Below are 23,498 nucleotides of genomic sequence, written 5' to 3' on the forward strand. Positions count from 1 at the left end.
CTGTGGGCATCGGCGACTTCATCAGTGACATCACGCCCGACTCGGTCGAGGACGCGGTCGAGGACGGCGTCGCGTGGGTCGGCGACCGGGTCGAGGACGCCGGCAACTGGACGGCCGACAAACTGGAGGACGCCGGCTGGCAGACCGGCGCGGACTGGGTGCGCGAACAGTCCCGTTCGGTCGCGAACCGACTGGGCGCCGAGGTCGACGAGATGGACCTCGGGCAGACCGAGGACAAGACCAAGCTGATCTACGGCAGCGCCGACAAGATCCGCTCCACCGCCGAGAAGCTCCGCGGCTTCCAGACCTCCTTCGACAGCGCGGGCGAGGGCCTCAAGGGCCTCGACTCGTCCCGGCTCAAGGGCGAGACGGCCGAGGCCCTGCGCACCGCGGTCGGCACCCAGCCGCCCAAGTGGTTCACCGGCGCCGACGCCTGCGAGAAGGCGGCGGCCGCGCTCGAGGCGTTCGCCGGCACCGTCACCTGGGCGCAGGGGCAGGCGCAGACGGCGATCGACAAGTGGAAGGAGGGCGTCAAGGCCTCCGAGGACGCCGCCGACGCCCACCGCAAGAAGGTCGACGACTACAACAGCGCCGTCGACCGCTACAACGCGCAGCCCGCCGACAAGCGCGACCTGTCCACGCTGCCCGCCAAGCCGTCGGCGACCTTCGACGACCCCGGCAAGAAGCTGATGCAGGACGCCCAGGACCTGCTCACCGAGGCCCGCAAGCAACGCAACACGGCGGCCGAGACCGCACGCTCCGCCGTCCGCGCCGCCCGCGACACCGCCCCCGAGAAGCCGTCCTACGCCGAGCAGTTGAACGACGGCATGCAGGAACTGCAGATCATGGGCGACCACGTCGGCGGCGGCGTCATCAAGGGCACCGCCGGCATCCTCAACTTCGTCCGCGGCATCAACCCGATGGACCCGTACAACATCACCCACCCGGCCGAGTACCTCACCTCCCTCAACAGCCTGGCCGCCGGGCTGGTCGTCGCCGCGAACGACCCGGTCGGCACCGGCAAGCAGATGGTCACCGACTTCATGAAGGACCCCGGCGAGGGCCTGGGACGGCTGCTGCCGGACGTCGCGCTGACCGTGGCCACCGGGGGCGGCGGCGCCGCGGTGAAGGGCGTGCGGATAGCGGAGGACGCCGCCGAGGCCGCACGGCTGCGCCGCCTGGTCGACGACGCCCCGGACGGGACGCACAACACCCCGGACGGCGACCGCAACCCCGGCGGCGACCCGGTGGACCTCGCCACGGGCCGGATGTACCTGCCCCAGACCGACCTCCAGCTCCCCGGCATCCTGCCGCTGCAGTTCACCCGCCGCACCGAGTCCGGCTGCACGGCCGGCCGCTTCCTGGGACCCGCCTGGACGTCCACCGTCGACGAGCGCCTGCAGATCGACGCCGTCGGCGTCCTCCACATCACCGCCGACGGACTCCTGATCCCGTACCCGCACCCGGTCCCCGGCGCGCCCACCACTCCGGAGTCGGGCCGCAACCGCACGCGACTCGCCCGGGACGCCGACGGCGACTACACGGTCACCGACCCCGACAGCGGTCTGGTCTTCCGCTTCGCCGCCCCGCCGGGGGCCGAACCCGGCGGCGACGGCGTCGCCTGGCTGTCGGACGTCACCGAGCGCAACGGCCACACGATCACCGTCCAGCGCGACGCGGACGGCCTGCCGCTGGCCCTCGTCCACTCGGCGGGCCACCGGGTGAACCTGTCGTCCGCCGACGGCCTCGTCACCGCCCTGTCCCTGGCCCGCGCGGGCGAAGGCGGCGCCGACCTGCCCCTGATGAGCTACGGCTACCAGAACGGCAACCTCACCACGGTCACCAAGCCGTCGGGCGCCACCACCACCTTCGTCTACGACGACCGCCGCCGCGTCATCGCCTGGATCGACTCCAACGGACACCGCTACGACTACCTCTACGACGACCACGACCGCGTCGTGGCGGAGGGCGGCGAGGCCGGTCACGTCCAGATCGCCCTGACCTACACCGGACCCGATCCCGGGACCGGCCACCGGACCACCACGCTCACCACCGCCGACGGGCACGCGACCCGCCACCTGTTCGGCCCCGGCTGCCGCCTGCTGGCCGTCACCGACCCGCTCGGCCACACCACCCGGTTCACCTACGACCCCCGCGGCAACCTGCTGACACGCACCGATCCGCTGGGCCTCACCACCGCCTTCTCCTACGACGAGGACGGGCGGGTCGTCTGCGCCGTCCGCCCCGACGGAAGCGAACTGCGTACGGTGCGCGGCCCGTTCGGTCTGCCCGTGGAGGTCTTCGGACCGGACGGAACCCGCGTGGTCCACGAGTTCGACGAACGCGGCAACCGCACGGCGGTCACCGACCAGGCCGGGTCCACCACCCGCCACACCTACGACCACGCCGGCCGGCTCACCTCGGTCACCGATGCCCTCGGCGCGACGACCCGCGTGATGTGCGACGCGGCCGGTCTGCCCCTGGAGGTGACCGCTCCCGACGGCGCGGTCACCCGCACGGAGCGGGACGCCCTCGGCAGGCCGGTCCGGGTCACCGACCCGATGGGCGCCGTCACCCGCCTGGAGTGGCACGCCGACGGGCAGCTCGCCCGGCGTACCGGACCCGACGACGCCACGGAGTCGTGGACGTACGACGGCGAGGGCAACCTGCTCGCCCACACCGACGCCTGCGGTGGCGTCTCACGCTTCGAGTACACCCACTTCGACCTTCCAGTCGCCCGGACCCGGCCCGACGGCGCCCGCTACACGTTCGAGCACGACACCGAGCTGCGCCTCACCCGCGTCACCGACCCACAAGGGCTGAACTGGACCTACACGTACGACGCGGCCGGCGACGTCGTCTCCGAGACCGACTTCGACGGCCGCACCCTCACCTACCGGGTGGACGCCGCGGGCCGGCTCGCCGCCCGTACCGACGCGCTCGGCGGGACCATCGCCTTCGAGCGCGACCAGCTGGGCCGGGTGGTCCGCAAGGACGTCGACGGCCGCGTGACCACCTACGTCCACGACCGGGCCGGGCGCCTGCTGGAGGCGGCCGGCCCGGACGGAGAGCTCCGCTACCAGTACGACCGGCGGGGGAAGGTCAAGACCGAGCTGGTGGACGGCCGTCCCGTCTCCTACTCCTACGACGCCCTGGGCCGCCGCAGGCAGCGCACCACGCCCACCGGCCATGTCACGTCCTACGCCTACGGTGACGACGGACGACTGGAGCACCTGGCGACCGGCGGCCACCGGGTGGGCTTCACCCACGACGCCGCCGGCCGGGAACTCGCCCGCGTCTTCGGCGACGCGATCACCGTGTCGTCCACCTGGGACGACGCCGGACGGCTCGCCGCGCAGCACATCACCGCCGGGGTCCGGGCCGTCAACAGCCGCGCCTACGCCTACCGCGCCGACGGCCACCTGATCTCCGTCGCGGACCGGAGGTCCGGCACGCGCACCTTCGACCTGGACCCGACGGGCCGGGTCACCGCCGTCCACGCCCGGGACTGGACGGAGCGCTACGCGTACGACGACGCCGGCAACCAGACCTCGGCGTCCTGGCCGTCCCGCCATCCCGGCAGCGAGGCCACCGGAGCGCGCTCCTACACCGGCACCCGCGTCACCCGCGCCGGAGACGTCCGCTTCGAGCACGACGCCCTCGGCCGGGTCGTCCTGCGGCAGAAGACCCGTCTCTCCCGCAAACCCGACACCTGGCGCTACACCTGGGACCCGGAGAACCGCCTCACCTCCGTCACCACACCCGACGGGACCCTGTGGCGGTACCGCTACGACCCGCTGGGCCGCCGCACCGCGAAGCAGCGCATGGCGTCCGACGGCGAGAGCGTCGTCGAGGAGACCCGGTTCACCTGGGACGGCCTCACCCTGTGCGAACAGACCAGCCACCGGCCGGACGTGCCGCACACGGTCGCCCTCACCTGGGACCACCGCGCCGGCACGCCCCTCGCCCAGACCGAGCGCATCCTCACCGCCGACGCCCGCCAGGAGGAGATCGACCGCCGGTTCTTCGCCATCGCCACCGACGTCGTCGGCACCCCCACCGAGCTGATCGACGAGTCCGGCGGCATCGCGTGGCGCAGCCGCAGCACGCTCTGGGGCACGACCGCCTGGGCCCGGGACAGCAGCGCCTACACCCCGCTGCGCTTCCCCGGCCAGTACTACGACCCCGAGACCGGCCTCCACTACAACTACTTCCGCCACTACGACCCCGAGACCGGGCGCTACACCTCCCCCGACCCCCTCGGACTCGCTCCGGCCCCCAACCCCTGCGCGTACGTGGACAATCCGCTCAGCGGATCCGACCCACTGGGCCTCATGCCCAAGTACACGAAGGAGGAGAAGGCCCAGAAGGCGAGGGACGACGCCCTCAAGGCGATGGACGACGTCATCGAGAGGGCCCAGGACGGCAAATTCAAGAAGGCCGGCAACTACCACGCGGACGACCACGGCTTCAGCGAGGAAATGGTCACGGAGATCCTGAAGAATCCGGACGCCGTGTACCACTCCACCGCGGGCAGCGGAAACCTGATCTTCCGTCAGGGCGACGACATCGTGGTGGTCCGGGCCGACCGCACCGGGGCCGGCAACGTCATCACGGCATACGGGTCGTCCGGCATCAAGGGTCCTTCCGGGGCCGAGGCGCTGGGCGGCCTGCCCAGCGATCCCGGCGGGCCGATCACACACGCGGACGTGGTGGAAGGCAGGATTCCGGCCAAGAACGGCTTCATGGCTCCCGCAGAGCAGGTCAGATGAGGTGGCACGCACGATGAGGATCACCATCGACGACGACTGGACCGCGACGGTGACGGACGATCCGCTCGTCATCCGCCCGCGCTTCGACTTCCGGGACTTCCGGGTGCGTGTCGCGTCGTACGCGGACGTCCAGGAACGCGGACGGTTCCTGCTGGACACCTTCGGCAGTCAGCCCTGGCTGTGGGACACGCCCGACGAGCTCCGGTTCGACAAGGCGGGCCGGCATTTGGTCGGCGCCGAGTTCCAGATCGCCGGTGCGGCCGCCGACCCCGAGGACTCCGCCCGCCTTCCCGCCACACCCGACGTCCGGCCGGGCGGCCTCCGCGCGGACGAGGCCCGGGACTTCCGCCTGGAGGTGACCACGGAACTCTGCCGCGCCCCCGGGGACACCGTGCTCACGTGCCTGCGCGACCTCGACGTCCTGGACGAGCCGCTGGACGCCCGGGTCGGCATCGCCCCCGACGTGGCGCTCCTCGTCCAGCACGGCGCCGTCGTCGGCTGGAGCCTCACCGACCCCGCGCGCTACCTGACCACCGGCTTCGCCGCCCCCGACCCGGCGCCCCCCGCACCGGCCACCCGGCGCCTCCTCACCGACTGCCTGAACCTGATCACCACCGAACACCTCGACGAGGTGCGGGACCGGGTTCCGGCCGCCCTGGACCGGCTGCGGGCACTGGACCGCGCCCTGCGCGAACGGCACGAGGACCGGCACCGCGTCGACGCCCTGCTCTCCTTCGTCGCCGAACTGGTCGAGGACTACGCACCCGAATGACACCCGACCCGACCCCCGCGGCCAGGAGCCTCGGCCGGGCCGTCGACGACGCCGACAGCCACGCGATCAACGAAGCGACGCGTGACTTCGTCGAGAAGCTCACCTTCGCGACGGCCGACGAGATCCTCGCCATGCTGCGGAACGTCCTCACCGAGGACTGGACGGCCCTCCCGCCCTGGGCCCGCACCCTCTCCTACCGCCTGGCCTGCCTGCAGCGCCCCGACGACCCACGCCTCCTCCGGGAGGCAGCCGCGGATCTGCTCTCCTTCGGCCCCGACCAGGACACCGTCGCCGAGGACCTGAAGAGACGCGCAACGCAACTGGAGTAACCCTCGGCTTCCGCGTCCCGGCCCCGACCGGCCCGGCCCCGACCGGCCCGGGCCCGCAGGACACGGACGGCGCATCGGACGCGGACCCGGGCCGGCGCTCAGCTGTCGACGACGGCGAGGTGGTACGTCGTGTCCACCCAGAAACCCCCGGTGGTGCGGGCCTTGATCTCGAGCACGTAGTGGCCGACGGGCAACGGCTCGAACGCACACCACAGCCCCCAGGCGGCGCGCTTGCGCAGTGCCGCACGGAACGGCTTCGAGGTGAACTCCCGCATCGGCAGCGGGACTCCGTTGAGGAACGCCCTGGCGTCGGCGACCTCCATCACCATCGGCTCGCGGGACGCCGGCGTCAGGGGCCGCTGGGTGTTGAACACCGGGAAGAAGACCGGCCGCCCCGCGGGAATGGAACAGCGTCGCTCCACGCGACCGCCGTAGGTACCGGCCAGGAACCAGACATCGTCCGCCTGACCCCAGCCCGCGAACTCCCCCGTCCGATCACTGACAGGACTGCGGTCGTCGGGCGCGGACAACGCCCACTGCCACCAGCGGGCGGCCAGCTCCCCGCCCCGCTCGGGCCCCAGCTCCTCGAAGTCGCCCCCCACCGAAACGGACTCGCTCACGACTCCCCCTCCCCTCGCCCACTCATGCGATCACGCCGGCGAGACCCTACACGGAGGGGACCGACGCAGACGCCACGCACCGGCCTGCCGAGCCGGCTGCAGTCCGTCCCGGGGTTCGGCCGCGCCCCCTGCTCGACAACCTGACCGTTTCCGGCGTCACCACCGCACCAGCGCCGCTGCCGGAGTCCCGGTTCGAGGGGCTGATCCTGACAGTGATCATCACCGCCCCGCGGTTCGGACCGGCTGGCAGGGCCCCGCAGATCGTGAAGGCCACCCCTCTAGCCTGGCCCTATGACGGATGCGGGCGATTTCCGGGTCGGCGACGTGCTGTCGGTTTCCTGCCCCTTCACGCCGGCCGGAGTCGAGCAGGCTGTGCGGTGGGATCACGTGTCGGTGCGATGGCCGTGGTGGGACATCGACGCCGACAGCGATTCCGTGCACTGGAACGGGATCGTCGCCCTGGGCGTGAACAGCGGCGGGCGCACCGCGCCTGAGGTGGAGGTGGAGTTGTTCCGAACCGATCCGCCGCCCGGCCATTTGAAGGCGGGGGACGTCTGCCGGGTCGGAGTTCCACCGACGGTGGTGCACGTGACGGCTGTCGATCACCACGACCCGCCGCTCGAGACGGGCTGGCTGCCGCGCCCCCACCGCACCGTGTCCGTGCTGCGCCGCGGCCTGTCCTACCGTGACTACCCAGACGGAAGCCATCTCGACGGCACGGGCTACGCCCTCCACCCCGACAACGGAATCCCCTACGTCTTCGAGCTGCTGATGCGCCCCTACGCGGCCCTCTCACCCGGCGATGAGGTCGCCGACGCAGCAGGGCGAGCCTGGCAGTTCAAGGGGCCCTGGGACTGGACCGCCTTCGACGGAGCGCCGACCGGAGCGGCCCCCGAGTGGCCGCTCGCCCTTTTGACCCACGCAGGGATGCCGTGTTCCGAGGGAGATGCGGAGGCAGTGGCCGCAAGCACGGCGATCGGTTCCCACCAGGAGACCGTACGCCGGTGGATGTCACTCACCGACGCCTCGCCCACGCCCTGACCGGGACCGGGGCTTCGACAGCCGTACGCAGCCGACGCAGCACACTAACGAGCTCGTGCACAGTAGGCGGTGAGGCGTCGTGAGCCGGGGTGTGGCTCGGCGTTTCACATCGTTCGTGCCGGGCTCAGGTCCGCGATCTGCTGGTGGGACAACAGGGCGGCGACGCGGCTTGCACGGTGTCGCTGATGTGCTCTCGGCGGCCAAGGTGGCGGGCCAGCGCCCGCCAGTTCTTCAGGTGCGCGATGCCGTGCTCGACGCGGATGCGCCGCGAGGAGTGGGCTTTGCGCTGGCGCTCGTGCATCTCCTCGTACCAGTCGGGGGCGTTCTTCTTGAACTTGCGGTGCGGTGGTGTCACCACACGCCCGCCGGTCTGGGCTCCCAGGCCCTGGTAGCCGGCATCCGCGAGAATCTCGGCTGCCGGGCCGCCCTCCAAGAGCCTGACCAGCCCTAACTGGCGGGCATGAGTGATGTCCGCGCAGCTGCCGTGCTCAGTCGGGCTGCAGAACAGCATCCGGCCGTCGCCATCCGTGACGACCATGGTCTTGACCGCGTTCTGCTTGCTCTTGCCGGAGATGAACTTCTCCCGGTCTTTGCGTCCGGCGGCCGGGCGCCTGACTCGTATCTCGGTGCCGTCGATGATGCCGGTCTTCCCGCTGGCGCCGAGATGGTCGACGACCTCCGTGAGTGTCCGGAGCCGCACTCCGGGGGTGATCGTGCAGCCTCGCTCGGCGAGCAGAGGCCGCATCTCACCGATGGCCCGGGTGATGGTGGAGCGGTCGACGCCGAACCAGCAGGCCAGCACGTCGTGCGTGGTGGCGTGACGGAGATGTACGAGCGTGGCCAGGAGACGGCCGACGAACACAGCTGATGCTCAGCGCCGGCGCCCACCGCCCGCTTCCGTGGCCGGGACGCGAGCTTGGCCTGGTGCCGCTCGTGCCACAACGGGCCTACTTCAGCGACGAGTTCAGCAAGCACGTCGGCCGACAGGCCCGTGATCCTGCGATTGCTGATGATCGCTGCACGAGACACGTTCCCCATCACCCGTTCATGATCGACGATCGAGAACGCGACGCCTCACCGCCTACTGTGCACGAGCTCGTTAGGCAAGATCCGAGGTGACCGGGGCCAGGTCGGAGGAGTCCGGCAGCTCGTGACCATGAGCCCACCCAACACCAAGCCACGATCAAGTGCATGAGCACTTGTACTCAGATGGAGCGGGGCGCCCGCTCCGAATGGCCGATAGAAGACCGTGAGTGGCGCAGAGTCGACCTTGACCAGGTCCGTGACAGCTGACCCGCATCTTCCGAGTGATGCGGCTCAAACGTGGGGACCCACGCAAAGGAGCACGGCCAGGACGATGGCGATGGCCACGGGGCCCAACAGTGCGAACCGGGCTGAGCGGGCGAGACGGCCGATGCCAGGGGCGAAGTAGAGGGGACTCAATACAGCCGCAGTGAGGCCAACCTGGATCACGGTCACTTTCACGGACGGGACCACCGACGTCAGCGGCTGCATCCAGGCGACGGACAGCCCAGCCAGGAGAAGGACAGGGCCGAACGTGATGAGTGCTGTACAGCTCCAGAAGAACAGGGCGAGGTAACGACAGGTCGGCCAGTCGGCCAGATCGCGGGGTTTGACGTTCCGGGTGACGCTCACAGCTTCCAGTCTGTGGTAGGCGACCCGATGACGACATGAGTGCGACCACTCATCAGGTCCTCGCCAACTACTCATAGACGGGCCGCGTCACCCGTATGAGTGGAGCGGCAGGATCCCGCACGCCAGAGGCATTCGGGCCCGGCTGGTATCCGCGCCAGGAGAGACCAACCCGCCGAATGAGATGAGCTGTTACGAGTTGGTGCGTGATAGCGGGGTGAAGTGTCGTGCCAGGTGGATGGCATGATCCCGCTGTGGCGATCATGGTCAATCGGGCGGTGCTGGCGCATCGGCTGTTCACGGGGATCTCTCGGCGTCATCTCGCGTGTCTGGTCGAGGAGTTGGCCGAGCCGTGGCAGGCCGGGGTCGAGGGTCGTCGCCATGCGACGCGGGGCGGGGCCAGGAAGCGGGCCGCGGGTGCCGGCGCCAGCCATCAGCTGGTGTTCGTCGACAGACTGGTGGCCACGCTGATCCATCTGCGGCACGACCTGCCGCACTCGGTGCTGGGGCTGCGGTTCGGTGTAGACCGTTCCACCGTCACCCGGGCGATCGGAGAGGTGCGCACGCTCCTGGCGGAGCGGGGGTGCGCGGTTCCCGACCGTCCCGGCCTGCGGCTTCGGACGCTGACGGACGTATTTGCCTATGCCCAGGCCGAAGGCGTCGAGCTGCGTTTGGACGCCACCGAGATCCAGGTCCGCCGGCCACCGGCCAGCCGCGGCGGACGCCGCGCCTTCGTCTCGGGCAAGAAGAAGCAGAACACGATGAAGGCCACCGTGATCGCCGACCGGCAAGGCCGCACGTTGTGGACCGACGCCCTGCGACCTGGGCGTATGCACGACGCCACGGCGGCCCGCAACGAAGGCATCGCCGTCTGCTTCCGGCACTTCCCCGACGTCGAGGTCCTCCCGGACGACGGCTACCTCGGCCTGAGCCGTGACCACCGCGGCCAAGCGATCACACCGCCCAGAAAGCCCCGGCCGGGAGCATTGCCCGGCAGAGTCGAGCAGTGGGAACGCGACCGCCACGAACACTCCTCGGACCGCATCACCGTCGAACACGCCCTCGCCGACCACAAACGCTGGAAACAACTGACCCGCTGGACACATCGCCGCGACCGCCTGCCCGACACCTACCGCGCCATCGCCGGCCTCGTCTCCGACCGCACCGCCAACATCTGAAGGCCGCCGTAAGCAAGGCCAACACACCTCACCCACTATCACGCACCAACTCGTGCGTCCTGCCTCACGTCGGGAAGAACGCCGCCGAGGCCACCGCCAGGCTGGTCCCGCTCCAGCGGAAGACCGGGGCGGAGGAGGCCCGTAAGGCCGCCAAGAAGGCCAAGGACAAAGCGAAAGCCGAGGCCAGGGCCAGGAAGAAGGGCAACCGGAAGAAGCCCAAGAAGTAGGGCGCCGTACCGCTCCGCTCACGCATCGCTCACGCAAGCCATCTCGCGGCACCCCGGCCGTGTGATGCGGCATGCCCCGAACATGAAAAAACCCCAGGTCACGGCGAGTGAGTCCTGGGGTTAATCCGAGCCGCCTTCGGGATTCGAACCCGAGACCTACGCATTACGAGTGCGTTGCTCTGGCCATCTGAGCTAAGGCGGCGCGCTGTCCGCACCATGGTGCGATCAGCAACGTCGGTAAGTCTACACAGTTTCCGGGGGTGCTCCGCACCGGCTCCGGGGGTACGGGGCGCGGAGCCGGTCGAGGGTCTATGAGCAGCGCTTTCCCTTCGCCGGAGGCGTCCCGTGGAGCAGGTATGCGTTGATCGCGGAGTCGATGCAGGCGCTGCCGCGGCCGTAGGCGGTGTGGCCGTCGCCCTGGTAGGTGAGGAGGTGGGCGGAGGTGAGCTGGCGGGAGAGGGATACCGCCCAGGGGTACGGGGTGGCCGGGTCGCGGGTGGTGCCGACGACGACGATCGGCGCGGCGCCCCTCGCCTCGATGCGCTGCGGCTCGCCGGTGGGCGCCACCGGCCAGTACGTGCAGTTCAGAGAGGCCCAGGCGAGACCCTCGCCGAAGACGGGGGACGCCTTCTCGAAGGCAGGCAGCGCCTTCTCCACCTGCTCCGGGGTGGAGAAGGCGGCGGGGAGGTCCAGGCAGTTCACCGCGGCGTTGGCGGCCATCAGGTTGGCGTAGTGGCCCTCGGCGTCGCGCTCGTAGTAGGCGTCGGCGAGGATGAGCAGCCCCGCGCCGTCGCCCTCCTTCATGGCGGAGGCAAGCGCCTCACGCAACTGTTCCCAGGTGCTCTCGTCGTACATGGCGGCGATCACGCCGGTGGTGGCGAGGGCCTCCCCCAGCCTTCGGCCGTCCCGGTCGCCGGCGGGGAGGGGGTGTGCGTCGAGCCTGCGGAAGAAGGCCTTCAGGTTCTCGCCGACCTTGGCGGGAGGGGCGCCCTTCGCGGCGAGCGGGCAGTCGGGCCGGCGTACGCAGTCCTTCGCGAACGACCGGAACGCCGTCTCGAACCCCGCCGTCTGGTCCAGGTTCAGCCGGCGGGCGGGCAACGCCGGATCCATCGCGCCGTCGAGGACGACCCGGCCCACCCGGTTCGGGAACAGGCCCGCGTACGTCGCCCCGAGGAACGTTCCGTAGGACGCACCTACGTACGTCAGTCTTTCGTCGCCCAGGACGGCGCGCAGGATGTCCATGTCCCGGGCCGCCCCGACGGTGGAGACATGACGCAGCAGCCGTGCCGAGCGCGCGCCACAGGCCTCCGCGAACTTCTTGTACGCACCGACGAGTTCACCTCTCTCCCGGCGGTCGTCGGGGGTGGTGTCCGTCTGCGTGTACGCGTCCATCTCCGGGCCGTCGAGGCATTCCACGGGCTCGCTGCGGGCCACACCTCTGGGGTCGACGGCGACCATGTCGTAGCGGGCGCGGACGGCGGCGGGATAACCGATGCCGGCGTACTGCTGGAGGTAGCCGACCGCCGAGCCGCCCGGTCCGCCCGGATTCACCAGCAGCGAGCCGAGGCGCTTGCCCGGGCCCGTCGCCTTCTTGCGGGCGACCGCAAGCCGGACATCGCCCGCGCCCGGCTCGGCGTAGTCGAGCGGCGCCTTCATCGTGGCGCACTCGAACCCTGGGACGCCGCAGCCGCGCCAGCTCGGCTTCTGCGCGTAGTACGGCGCCAGTGCCGACGGCGTGGCCCGCGGGAGCGCGGCGAGCGCCGCCCTCGCCGTCGATCCGGCGGTGCCCGTCGGCTTCCCGGCGGAGCACCCGGAGACGAGCAGCGCGGTGAGCGAAAGAAGGGTGACGCCGATACGGGACCTGCGAAGAGAACGCCTGATGTCCATCCGACGAGCGTAACTGTGAGCGACGAGATGCATGCTTGGCGTACACAAAGTGCTCACGGACGAGTGACGTCGTCAACCCGCGGCCAACGGCTCCCCGGGGTTCAGCACCCCCGGGGCTCAGCAGTCCGTTCAGTGGTCCCCAAGGCTCAGCGGTCCGGGGTCCGGGGTTCGGCGTCCTCGTCAGCCCGCTCTCAGTGCGAGCGTCATCGCCTCCACCGCCAGCAGCGGGGCCACGTTGCGGTCGAGGGCGTCTCTGCAGGCCGCGATGGCGTCGATGCGGCGGAGCGTCGACTCGGGTCTGCTGCTCCGGGCGAGCCGCTCCAACGCGTCCTCGGCGTCCGCGTTGGCGATCGCGACGCGGGAGCCGAGCTGAAGCGCCAGGACATCCCGGTAGAAGGCGGTGAGGTCGGTGAGCGCGAGGTCGAGGCTGTCGCGCTGGGTGCGCGTCCTGCGCCGCTTCTGCTTGTCCTCCAGGTCCTTCATGACGCCCGCCGTGCCGCGCGGCATCCTGCCGCCCTGGACCGCGCCCAGTGCCGCCTTCAGCTCCTCGGTCTCCTTGCCGTCCCGCTCCTCCGCGAGCTGTTTGGCGTCCTCGGCGGCCGCGTCGACCAGCTCCTGGGCCGCTCTGAGGCAGCCGCCGACGTCGTCGACGCGCAGGGGCACCTTCAGCACGGTCGCCCGGCGTTCGCGCGCGGCGGGGTCGGTGGCGAGCCTGCGGGCCCGGTCGACGTGCCCCTGGGTGGCCCGGGCGGCGGCCGCGGCGACGGCCGGCTCGATGCCCTCCCGCCGTACGAGCATGTCGGCGACGGCATCGACGGAGGGCGTGCGCAGGTTCAGATGGCGGCAGCGGGAGCGGATGGTGGGCAGCACGTCCTCCAGGGAGGGCGCGCAGAGCATCCAGACCGTGCGGGGGGCGGGCTCCTCGACCGCCTTCAGCACGGCGTTGGCGGACTTCTCGTTCAGCCGCTCGGCGTCCTCGACGAGGATGACCTGCCAGCGGCCCGTGGCGGGCGACGTGTAGGACTTGCGGACCGTGTCGCGCATGTCCTCGGCGAGGATCTGCGACCCGACCGCGGCGACGGTCGTGACGTCGGCGTGCGTGCCGATGAGCGCCGTATGACAACCGTCGCAGAACCCGCAGCCCGGCACGCCGCCCAACGCCCGGTCCGGACTCACGCACTGCAGGGCGGCGGCGAAGGCCCGCGCCGTTCGGCTGCGGCCGGCGCCCGGCGGGCCGGTGAACAACCAGGCGTGCGTCATCTTCGACGCCTCCGGCGGAGCGGTGCCGGAGCCGGCCGCGGTGACGAACGCGTCGGCGTCCCGAGCGGCGGCGATCAGCTGCTCGCTCACCTTCTCCTGCCCGACGAGGTCGTCCCACACGGTCATGCGTCACGCCGCCCTTTCGTCACGTTCCGCGCTTGCGGGTTCCATTGTGCGGGCCACCACTGACAACAGGTTCCCGGCCGCGAGGGTCTGCGAGGCTGACGGCCCGGTCGGTGCGAGCGGCCACGCGGCCGGGGCCCACCCCGCCTCGAACCGCTCGCCCGACGCTCACCGCTCGAGGCGGGACGTTCGACCTCGCCCGTCCGCCTCCCGCATCCGAGTCCTTCGTCCGGCGTCCTGCGTCCTGCGTCCGACGCTCAGCGGCGACGGCCCCGGCCGCGGCCCTCGCCGCGGTCGTCCTCGTCCCGGTGCGGTCCCAGCAGTTCGTCCGCCAGCGTCGGCAGATCGTCGAGCGGGGTCTCCTCGGCCCAGTCCGGCCGTGGGCGCTGCCTGGGCGCGCCCTCCTCGTCGAACTGCGGCAGCTCGCGCGTCCGGTCGTCGGCGCCGTCCGGACGCGCACCCCCCCGCTCGGCCCGTCCGCTCCGCTCGTCGCGGAAGAAGCCCGGCGGCACCCGGTCCGAGGGGCTCTCGTCCGTGACCGGAGGCAGTACGGCGGTCTCGTCGGCAGGGCCGTGATCACGCACCGGAGGCAGGACGGCCGTCTCGTCCGCGGCGCCTGCCGGGATCGACGGCTGCGGCAGCTCGGTCGTCACCTCGCCGTCGGCCGCGGGCCCGGCCGACGTCCGGGAGGACTGCTCGGGCTCCTTGTCCATCCGGACCGGCGGCAGCACCGCCGTCTCGTCCACCGGGCCGCCCGACGCGTTGGTCGGAGTCACCACCGGCGTCGGCACGGTCACCGCCTCCGGCGGGGCCGCCGAAGCCGCGGCGGCGGCCGGGCGGGGCGGCTTCGGGCCGACCGAGGCCGCAGCGGCCGCCTGCTCGGCCGCACGCCGGGCCTGTTCGGCCCGCAGCAGCGCCTCCTCGGCCTTGCGCTGCTTCTCCAGCCGCCGGGTCTCGGCCTCGGCGCGCAGCCTGGCCTCTTCCTCGGCCTGCTTGCGCCGCCGCTCCTCGTCCGCCTTGCGGCGGGCCTCCTCCTCGGCGCGGGCCTTCTCCTCCGCGAGGAGCCGGACCCGCTCCTCCTCGGCACGCTTTCGCGCCTCCTCTGCGCGCAGCCGGGCCTCCTCGGCCTGCCGTTCGGCCTCGCGGCGCTGCGCCTCCTCCAGCTCGCGCCGCTTGCGCTCCTCCTCCTCGGCGCGCAGCTTGGCGAGCTGCTCCTGGCGCTCGCGCTCGAGGCGCTCCTCCTCGGCCTTGCGCGCGGCCTCCTCCTCGGCCTTGCGGCGGGCCTCCTCCTCGGCCTTCCTGCGGGCCTCCTCCTGGGCCTTGATCTCGGCCTCGGACAGGGGCAGCAACTGGTCGAGCCGGTGCCGGACGACGGTGGTGACGGCTTCGGGCTCCTGTGCGGCGTCGACGACCAGGTACCGCCCCGGGTCGGCGGCGGCGAGGGTGAGGAAACCGGAGCGCACGCGCGCGTGGAACTCCGCCGGTTCCGACTCCAGCCGGTCCGGCGCCTCCGTGAAACGCTCGCGGGCAGCCTCCGGCGACACGTCCAGAAGGACCGTCAGGTGCGGGACCAGGCCGTTCGTCGCCCAGCGCGAGATCCGCGCGATCTCGGTCGGGGACAGGTCACGGCCTGCGCCCTGGTAGGCCACGGACGAGTCGACGTACCGGTCGGTGATGACCACCGCGCCGCGCTCCAGGGCGGGCCGTACGACGGTGTCGACGTGCTCCGCGCGGTCCGCCGCGTACAGCAGTGCCTCCGCGCGGTGGGACAGTCCGGCACTCGAGACGTCGAGCAGGATCGAGCGCAGCCGCTTGCCCACGGGTGTGGCCCCGGGCTCGCGGGTGAGGACGACCTCGTGCCCCTTGGCCCTGATCCACTCGGCGAGCGCCTCGGCCTGGGTGGACTTGCCGGCGCCGTCGCCGCCCTCCAGGGCGATGAAGAAGCCGTTCGCGGCCGGAAGGGTCTCCGGGTCGTCGCCGCCCAGGAGCGCGTCCCGCAGGTCCTTTCGGAGGGGGACGCCGGAGCGGTCGTCGACCTTGGCGAGCACCAGTGCGGCCACCGGCAGCAGCAGCGCGCCGACCAGCATGAGCACGAAAGCCGCTCCGCCGTGTGCGAAGACGAACCTGCCGTTCTCCAGCCGGTGCGGGCCGATGAGCGCCGCGGCCGCCGGGGCGAGCAGCGCGCCCAGCGCCACCATGACGCGGACCACGGCGTGCAGGTGCTCCGTCGTCCGCGCGCGGCGGTGGTCCTCGGTCTCCTGGTCGAGCAGCGCGTGCCCGGTGTTGGCGGCGGCGCCCGCGCCGACGCCGGCCAGGGTCACGATCAGCAGCACGCTGGTGACGTCCGGAACCAGGCCCGCGGCCAGCAGCGCCACGCCGGTGAAGGCGATCGCCAGCGCGAGCAGCCGGCGTCGCGACAGCGAGACCAGCACCTTCGGGGCGGTGCGGACGCCGATGACTACGCCGCCGGTCAGCCCGAGCACGAGCAGCCCGTACAGGACCGGGCCGCCGCCCAGGTCCATGGCGTGCAGCACGGAGACGGCGACGGCGGCGGCGATGGCCCCGGCGACCGCGGCGCAGGCGAGGACCAGCAGCGGGATGGCGCCCGTGCGCCCGCTGTCGACGCCGGTGGCGGTGCGGGGGCGGCGCAGGCCCTCGAGCGGCGACCGCGCGCGCGGGGTGCGCACTGCGGGCAGTTCGAGGAACGTGACGATGGACAGGGACCCGGCGAAGAGCCCGCCGGCGACGTACGAGGCGAGGGCCGCCTGGTGCTGGTCGAACCAGGCGACGCCGACGCCCAGAAGGTTGTTGAGCAACGCCGCGACGACCAGGGTGACCGCACCCAGCGGGATCGTCACGAAGCCGGTGCGCAGCGACAGACGGCGCAGGGCGTCCATGTGGTCGGGCAACGGCCGTACCGTCGCGCCCTCCAAGGGCGGCGCGGGCAGCAGTGCCGGGGCGGCGCTCTCCCGGGCGACCGTCCAGAACCGTTCGGCGACGCCCGTCACGAACACGGTGACGAGCAGCAGGGGCAGCGCGTCGTCCGGGGTCCAGTCGATCCACAGGGGCGCGACGATCAGCAGCGCGGCGCGCAGACCGTCGGCGGCGACCATGGTCCAGCGCCGGTCGAGCGGGCCGTCGGGCGAGGTGAGCGACGTCAACGGGCCCAGGAGGACCGCCCCGAAGAGCAGGGTGGCCAGAATGCGCACCCCGAAGACGGTCGCCACCGCGAACGCGACGCCGCGGTAGCCGCCTCCGAAGGAGGCCTCGGCGATGGCCGCCTGGAGGACGAGGAGGACGAAGACAAGGAGGGCGAGGGCGTCTCCCGCACCACCCACCAGCTGCGCGCTCCAGAGCCGCTTGAGCTGCGGCTCGCGCAACAGTGCGCGCACGGCGCGCTCGCGGGAGTCCGCCACCAGGGCGTCGTCCGGGGCCGGGTGGTGGGCCGTTGGCTGCTCGGCTCGCATCATGCTTTCAGCCTATCGGCCGCGACTGACAGCCCGTGGCCCCCGTCCGGACGTGCGACCGCCCCGACACCAAAGTGATGCCGGGGCAGTCGTTTCGTGAACGCGTTGTGCGGAAACCGTGTCGGATCCGCCGCCCGTCACGCCCGACAGGCGCCGTATGCCCGAAAGGAGCGATCCGTCCGGATGCGGCAGCGGTCCGGTCAGTCCTCGGACGTCGACCGTGCGGCCGTCGTCTTCGTCGCGGCGCTCTTCTTCGCCGTGGTCTTCTTCGCCGCCGTCGTCTTGGCGGCCGTCGTGGTCTTCTTGGCCGCGGCCTTCTTCGCCGGTGCGGCCTTCTTCGCGGCCGTGGTCTTCTTCGCCGGGGCCTTCTTCGCCGTCTTCTTGGCGGGCGTCTTGGCGCGCTTCTCGGCGAGCAGCTCGTAGCCGCGTTCCGGGGTGATCTCCTCGACGCTGTCGCCGGAGCGCAGGGTCGCGTTGGTCTCCCCGTCGGTGACGTACGGGCCGAAGCGGCCGTCCTTTACGACGACGGGCTTTCCGCTGACCGGGTCGGCGCCCAGCTCCTTCAGCGGCGGCTTGGCGGCGGCCCGGCCGCGCTGCTTGGGCTGGGAGTAGATCTCCAGCGCCTCTTCGAGGGTGATCGTGAAGAGCTGGTCCTCGGTCTGCAGCGACCGCGAGTCCGTGCCCTTCTTCAGATACGGCCCGTAGCGGCCGTTCTGCGCGGTGATCTCCTGGCCCTCTGCGTCCGCGCCGACGACGCGCGGCAGGGACATCAGCTTGAGGGCCTCCTCCAGCGTCACGGTGTCCGGCGACATCGTCTTGAACAGCGAGGCCGTGCGCGGCTTCACGGCGTTCTTGCCGGTCTTCGGGGTGCCCTCGGGGAGCACCTCGGTGACGTACGGGCCGTAGCGGCCCTTCCTGGCGACGATCTGGTGACCCGTAGCCGGGTCGGCGCCCAGCTCGAAGTCGCCGCTGGGCGCGGCGAGGAGTTCCTCGGCCATCTCGAGGGTCAGCTCGTCGGGCGCCAGCTCTTCGGCGATGTCCGCCCGCTGGTGACCCTCCGCGCCCTTCTCCCCGCGCTCGATGTACGGGCCGAAGCGGCCTACCCGCAGCATGATGCCGTCGCCGACGGGGAACGACGACACCTCGCGCGCGTCGATCGCGCCCAGGTCGGTGACGAGTTCCTTGAGGCCGCCGAGGTGGTCCCCGTCGCCGTTGCCGGCGTCGGCGGCACGGCCCTCGGCCGCGCCCTCGCCGAAGTAGAACCTCTTGAGCCACGGCACCGACTGCGCCTCGCCGTTGGCGATGCGGTCGAGGTCGTCCTCCATCTTGGCGGTGAAGTCGTAGTCGACGAGCCGCCCGAAGTGCTTCTCCAGGAGGTTGACCACGGCGAAGGACAGGAAGGACGGGACGAGCGCCGTGCCCTTCTTGAAGACGTAGCCGCGGTCGAGGATCGTGCCGATGATCGACGCGTACGTGGACGGCCGGCCGATCTCGCGCTCTTCGAGCTCCTTGACCAGGCTGGCCTCGGTGTAGCGGGCCGGGGGCTTGGTGGCGTGCCCGTCGACCGTGATCTGTTCGGCGGCCAGCGGGTCGCCCTCGGCGACCTGGGGCAGCCTGCGCTCACGGTCGTCCAGCTCGGCGTTCGGGTCGTCGGCGCCTTCGACGTACGCCTTGAGGAAGCCGTGGAAGGTGATCGTCTTGCCGGAGGCGCTGAACTCGACGTCCCGGCCGTCGGCCGCGGCGCCGCCGATCTTGACGGTCACGCTGTTGCCGGTCGCGTCCTTCATCTGGGAGGCGACGGTCCGCTTCCAGATCAGCTCGTACAGCCGGAACTGGTCGCCGGCCAGGCCGGTCTCGGCGGGAGTGCGGAAACGATCACCGGACGGGCGGATCGCCTCGTGCGCCTCCTGCGCGTTCTTGACCTTCGCTGCGTACGTGCGCGGCTGGGCCGGCAGGTAGTCGGCGCCGTACAGCTGCGTGACCTGGGCACGGGCCGCGGAGACGGCCGTGTCGCTCAGTGTCGTGGAGTCCGTACGCATGTACGTGATGTAGCCGTTCTCGTACAGCTTCTGCGCGACCTGCATGGTGGCCTTCGCACCGAAGCCCAGCTTGCGGCTGGCCTCCTGCTGCAGGGTCGTCGTACGGAACGGGGCGTACGGCGAGCGGCGGTACGGCTTCGACTCGACGGAGCGCACGGAGAACCGCGTGTTCTCCAGGGCGGCGGCCAGGGCGCGGGCGTTCGCCTCGTCGAGCGGGAGGGTGTTCGCGCTCTTGAGTTGTCCCAGGGAGTCGAAGTCGCGACCTTGCGCGACCCGCCTGCCGTCGACGGACTGGAGGCGGGCGACCAGCGACGACGGGTCCGACGGGTCACCGGCGCGGCCGGTCGCGAAGGTGCCCGTCAGGTCCCAGTACTCAGCAGAACGAAACGCGATGCGCTCGCGTTCCCGCTCGACGACGAGACGCGTGGCGACGGACTGGACACGCCCGGCCGACAGACGCGGCATGACCTTCTTCCACAGGACCGGCGAGACCTCGTAGCCGTAGAGACGGTCGAGGATGCGGCGGGTCTCCTGGGCGTCGACGAGCTTCTGGTTGAGCTGGCGCGGGTTGGCCACGGCGGCCCGGATCGCGTCCTTGGTGATCTCGTGGAAGACCATCCGCTTGACCGGGATCTTCGGCTTGAGGACCTCCTGGAGGTGCCAGGCGATCGCCTCGCCCTCGCGGTCCTCATCGGTGGCGAGGAAGAGCTCGTCGGACTCCTTCAGCAGGTCCTTGAGCTTCTTGACCTGTGCCCGCTTGTCGGCGTTGACCACATAGATCGGCTGGAAGTCGTGCTCGACGTCCACACCGAGGCGGCGGACCTCGCCCGTGTACTGGTCCGGCACCTCCGCGGCGCCGTTGGGAAGGTCGCGGATGTGCCCGACGCTGGCCTCGACGATATAGCCGGGGCCGAGATAACCCTTGATCGTCTTCGCCTTGGCAGGCGACTCGACGATCACGAGTCGGCGGCCGCCCTGTGCGGTCTCGCTGGTCGGGGACAACTTCGCTCTTCTCTCCGGTCGAGGCTGGGGCCTCCCCAGGCCTTGTTCCCGGGGTCGGGTCATGGTGACGCTGCGGAGTGTGACGGTACATCCCGCCCCCGTGTCAAACGGGAAAAGCCCGCAACGGCCACTCGAACGGTAACCCGACTACCGCCATTCCTGCCGCCCGGAGTGCCGACCGGCCCTTTTCCGTACGACCGGAAGGCGCCCGCCCCTGATCGGCGTGAGCACCCTCACGTCTGCCGAACGGGTGTGCGACGAGATCGATTCACAGGCGGGCCAGGCACCATACGCCGACCGCCAGCGCCGCACACGAGGCCAGCAGGGCCAGCGCCATCGATGCGACGGGGCTCACACCGTGGGCCACGGGTTCCCGGTGCCCCACCCGGACCGCGGTCCACACCAGCAGAGCGCCCCCGAAGAGAGCGAACACCATTCCCGCGAAGATCATCGGCCCACTTTCCATGGTCGCCGCCGCCCCCTCGTCCGCCCGTGCCTGCCCGGCCACCAGCCCGGCCCCGGCCCGGACGCTGTCACGCGCGGGCGACGACCCGGCGAACCCGAGGTGAACGCCGGGACTACGCAGGGGCGGACACCGCATCACGGGGAGGCCGAGGGCCGGCCGGTTCAGGCAGGGGTGGCGCGGGCGCACGGGCTGGGCAGCGGCAGCAGCGGCGGCAAGGGCTGGCCTGACGGCGGCGCGGTCGGAGGCTTACCCACGAGGACCAGGGCGCCCGCGACCCCAAGGGCCCTCGATCCACAGGGGGCCGAAAGCGCGGAGCCCCGGAGGCCCCGAACGCGAACACGCCAACTCTGCAGGCGGCGCAGCGTGAGGCGTTCGGCGGACTCTCGTGCTCCGCGGAGCCGAGACCGACCCCTCCGTCCCGAGGAGTCGAAATCCGGCCGGTCCGCCGCGTCACTGCGCCGGTTCGAGGAATCCCTGCTCCACCAACAGGCGGATCTGGGCCGGAGTGCGGTCCCGCAGCAGCACCGGGTCCTGGCCCATCAGCTGGGCGATCGCGTCCAGAATGCGGCCGGCGCTCAGCGAGCCGTCGCACACCCCCGCGAAGCCCGCCCCGACCGTGTCGACCTTGGTCGCCCGGCGCATGCCGCGGTGCTGGCGCAGCACCACGTGCTCCGGGTCCTCCGCGCCGGGGAGGCCCACCTGCTCCTGGACGACCTCCGCGACCAGCCTGAAGTGACCGGCCAGCAGAGCCGCGTCATCGTGCGCACGCAGGTAGTCGAGCCGCTCGAAGTGCGCCAGGACGGCATCGCCGAGCGGCTGTTCCACCGGGTGCGGCCACTCCTCCACCGTGATCACGGGCTCCACGGCCGCCGTCCTGCGGAGCGTGATCCAGCCGAAGCCGACGGCCTTCACCTTGCGCGCCTCGAACTCGTCCAGCCACGCGTCGTAGCGCGCCTGGTACTCGGCCCGGTCACTGCGGTGGTCCCCGGCGTCCCTCAGCCAGAGTTCGGCGTACTGCGTGACGTCCTGCACCTCGCGCTGCACGATCCACGCGTCGCACCCACGGGGCACCCACGACCGGAGCCTGTCCTGCCAGTCCTCCCCTTCCACGTGCTGCCAGTTGGCGAGGAACTGCGCGAACCCGCCCTCGTTCAGCCGTTCCCCCGCTCCTTGAACGAGCGAGCGGCACAGATCGTCCCCGCCCATCCCGCCGTCCCGGTAGGTCAGCCGGGCGCCGGGCGAGATCACGAACGGCGGGTTCGACACGATCAGGTCGTAGCTCTCGTCGTCCCGGACCGGTTCGAAGAGCGAGCCCTCTCGCAGCTCGGCCGCCGGGGCGGCGGACAGCGCGAGGGTGAGGGCGGTGATGTGCAGCGCGCGCGGATTGAGGTCGGTCGCCGTCACGCGTGTGGCGTGCCGGGCGGCATGCAGTGCCTGGATGCCCGAGCCGGCGCCCAGGTCGAGCGCGGCGGAGACGGGCCTGCGCACGGTGATGGCGGCGAGGGTCGTCGACGCGCCTCCGACGCCGAGGACGACGCTCTCGTCGTTGCTGCCGATGCCGCCGGCGCCGCCGACCGCGCATCCGAGGTCGGACACGATGAACCAGTCCTCGCCGTCCGGACCGCCGTACGGCCGCACGTCCACGGTCGCGGCCACCTCGTTCCCGCCCGTGGGGACCAGCCAGCCGCTCTCCACGCACGCGCGTACGGGCAGGAACTCCGCCACGCGCGCGTGCGGGACCGGTTGCTGGAGCAGGAAGAGACGCACGAGCGTCTCCAGCGGCGTGTCCCCGCGGGTCGCGCGCAGCGCCGGCACGGTCTCGCTGCGCGCCAGGGCCGCGTAGGCGGGGGCGCCGAGCAGGTCGAGGAGGCCGTCCGCGGTGAAGGAGGCCGCGAGCAGGGCCTCCCGCAGCCGGGCGGCGACGTCGGGACGGTCGGCGGAGGGCAGGGGAGACAGGGTGGCGTTACTCACGCCCCCATTGTCTCCCGTCCGAGGCGCCTCAGCTGTCCGTGGCCGAGGCGGAAGCGGCGGCCTTCTTGCAGCCCTCCTGATCGGCCACCGCCCGCTTCACGTCGCCCTTCTCCAGGTCCTGAAGCGCCTCGACAGCACTCTTGTACTGCGCGCTCACGTTCTTCATCTGTTTCGAGACGCTGTCCAGCCCGGAGGCAAACTTGGCTTGATCCTTGGTTTCGAGCCCGTCCACCTGCTTCTTCAGATTGGCGTAGGCCGTGGACAGGGTCATGAGCTTGGTGACGGCGTCCTGCTGCTTCTTGGCGCCACCGTCGACGCCCGGAGGCGCACCGGCGTTCTGAAGCGCGGTCGCACGAGACCGGAAGCCATCCGCCAGGTCTTGAAAGGCCTGGGAGTCGGCCTTCTGCAGATTCTCCGGCTCAGCATCCTTGGCGGCCTTGGCCAACGTGTCGAAGGCCGACTTGATCTTTGCCTGTTGGGCGGGAACGGTGGCGCAGAGCGTTTTGGCCCAAGCGTCGAGTTCTTTGTTGTCCTTCTCTTCACTGCATCCGGACAGTGCCAGTACCAGTACCGCACCGCCGGACAGTGCGGCCGTGAGCTTCTTGTTCACCGGTTTGGTTCCTTCCATGGCTCTCGGCCCCGGAACATACACGGCATCCGGGCGACAGCCCCAGAACGAATGACCGTTATG

The 23,498-nt window shown here is 71.4% G+C and carries 15 protein-coding genes and 1 tRNA gene; 5 read left to right on the plus strand and 11 right to left on the minus strand.

Annotated elements, in window-relative coordinates; all coding sequences use genetic code 11:
• The first annotated feature begins 2 nt into the window (after positions 1-2).
• The 3 genes from C6376_RS07465 to C6376_RS07475 are packed head-to-tail and all read left to right on the plus strand — an operon-like array spanning position 3 to position 5,873.
• Entirely contained in the window at positions 3-4,772 is a 4,770-nt protein-coding gene (locus C6376_RS07465) for a putative T7SS-secreted protein (RefSeq protein WP_107442694.1), read from the plus strand.
• A gap of 13 nt (positions 4,773-4,785) precedes the next feature.
• A complete protein-coding gene (locus C6376_RS07470) occupies positions 4,786-5,544 on the plus strand; it encodes a hypothetical protein (RefSeq protein ID WP_107448828.1) in 759 nt (252 codons plus the stop codon).
• The gene (locus C6376_RS07475) at positions 5,541-5,873 is read left to right on the plus strand and encodes a hypothetical protein (protein ID WP_107442695.1); all 333 of its coding nucleotides are present in this window, start codon (positions 5,541-5,543) and stop codon (positions 5,871-5,873) included. Before C6376_RS07470 ends, C6376_RS07475 begins: the two co-directional genes overlap by 4 nt.
• A gap of 98 nt (positions 5,874-5,971) precedes the next feature.
• On the opposite strand, the gene C6376_RS07480 is transcribed toward C6376_RS07475, so the two are convergent.
• Complete coding sequence (locus C6376_RS07480) at positions 5,972-6,493, minus strand: hypothetical protein (protein ID WP_254075867.1); 522 nt, start codon at positions 6,491-6,493, stop codon at positions 5,972-5,974.
• Positions 6,494-6,784: 291 nt separating this feature from the next.
• On the opposite strand from C6376_RS07480, the gene C6376_RS07485 reads away from it, so the two are divergent.
• Complete coding sequence (locus C6376_RS07485; RefSeq protein WP_107442696.1) at positions 6,785-7,534, plus strand: hypothetical protein; 750 nt, start codon at positions 6,785-6,787, stop codon at positions 7,532-7,534.
• Between the two features lie 124 nt (positions 7,535-7,658).
• Here C6376_RS07485 and C6376_RS07490 read toward each other — a convergent pair whose 3' ends face one another.
• Positions 7,659-8,396: a transposase gene (locus tag C6376_RS07490; RefSeq protein WP_254075868.1), complete on the minus strand. Its 738-nt coding sequence runs from the start codon at positions 8,394-8,396 to the stop codon at positions 7,659-7,661.
• A gap of 455 nt (positions 8,397-8,851) precedes the next feature.
• Complete coding sequence (locus tag C6376_RS07495) at positions 8,852-9,190, minus strand: hypothetical protein (protein ID WP_107442697.1); 339 nt, start codon at positions 9,188-9,190, stop codon at positions 8,852-8,854.
• Positions 9,191-9,450: 260 nt separating this feature from the next.
• Here C6376_RS07495 and C6376_RS07500 point away from each other — a divergent pair, with 260 nt between their 5' ends.
• Positions 9,451-10,365, plus strand: coding sequence for a transposase family protein (locus C6376_RS07500; RefSeq protein ID WP_173985867.1), 915 nt, complete (start codon positions 9,451-9,453; stop codon positions 10,363-10,365).
• Between the two features lie 355 nt (positions 10,366-10,720).
• Here the strand turns inward: C6376_RS07500 and C6376_RS07510 are convergent.
• The 8 genes from C6376_RS07510 to C6376_RS07545 all read right to left on the minus strand — a co-directional run bounded on the left by C6376_RS07510 (position 10,721) and on the right by C6376_RS07545 (position 23,435).
• Positions 10,721-10,794 (minus strand) — tRNA-Thr (locus tag C6376_RS07510).
• A 107-nt stretch (positions 10,795-10,901) separates the two neighbouring features.
• Positions 10,902-12,479 (minus strand): alpha/beta hydrolase, encoded by a 1,578-nt coding sequence (locus tag C6376_RS07515; RefSeq protein WP_107442698.1) that lies wholly within the window; start codon positions 12,477-12,479, stop codon positions 10,902-10,904.
• Between the two features lie 180 nt (positions 12,480-12,659).
• Positions 12,660-13,865, minus strand: a complete 1,206-nt coding sequence (locus tag C6376_RS07520) for a DNA polymerase III subunit delta' (RefSeq protein WP_107442699.1) — start codon at positions 13,863-13,865, stop codon at positions 12,660-12,662.
• A gap of 254 nt (positions 13,866-14,119) precedes the next feature.
• A complete protein-coding gene (gene tmk / locus C6376_RS07525) occupies positions 14,120-17,332 on the minus strand; it encodes a dTMP kinase (RefSeq protein ID WP_107442700.1) in 3,213 nt (1,070 codons plus the stop codon).
• 197 nt (positions 17,333-17,529) lie between these two features.
• Positions 17,530-20,370 (minus strand): type I DNA topoisomerase, encoded by a 2,841-nt coding sequence (gene topA, locus C6376_RS07530; protein ID WP_107442701.1) that lies wholly within the window; start codon positions 20,368-20,370, stop codon positions 17,530-17,532.
• Between the two features lie 268 nt (positions 20,371-20,638).
• Positions 20,639-20,836 carry a hypothetical protein gene (locus C6376_RS07535; RefSeq protein WP_107448831.1) on the minus strand — a complete coding sequence of 66 codons (198 nt, stop codon included), beginning with the start codon at positions 20,834-20,836 and terminating at the stop codon, positions 20,639-20,641.
• A 450-nt stretch (positions 20,837-21,286) separates the two neighbouring features.
• Positions 21,287-22,807, minus strand: coding sequence for a methyltransferase (locus C6376_RS07540; RefSeq protein WP_107442702.1), 1,521 nt, complete (start codon positions 22,805-22,807; stop codon positions 21,287-21,289).
• Positions 22,808-22,835: 28 nt separating this feature from the next.
• Positions 22,836-23,435: a small secreted protein gene (locus C6376_RS07545; protein WP_107442703.1), complete on the minus strand. Its 600-nt coding sequence runs from the start codon at positions 23,433-23,435 to the stop codon at positions 22,836-22,838.
• Between the last annotated feature and the right edge of the window lie 63 nt (positions 23,436-23,498).

It is taken from the genome of Streptomyces sp. P3 (assembly GCF_003032475.1).
In the GTDB taxonomy this organism is placed as follows: domain Bacteria; phylum Actinomycetota; class Actinomycetes; order Streptomycetales; family Streptomycetaceae; genus Streptomyces.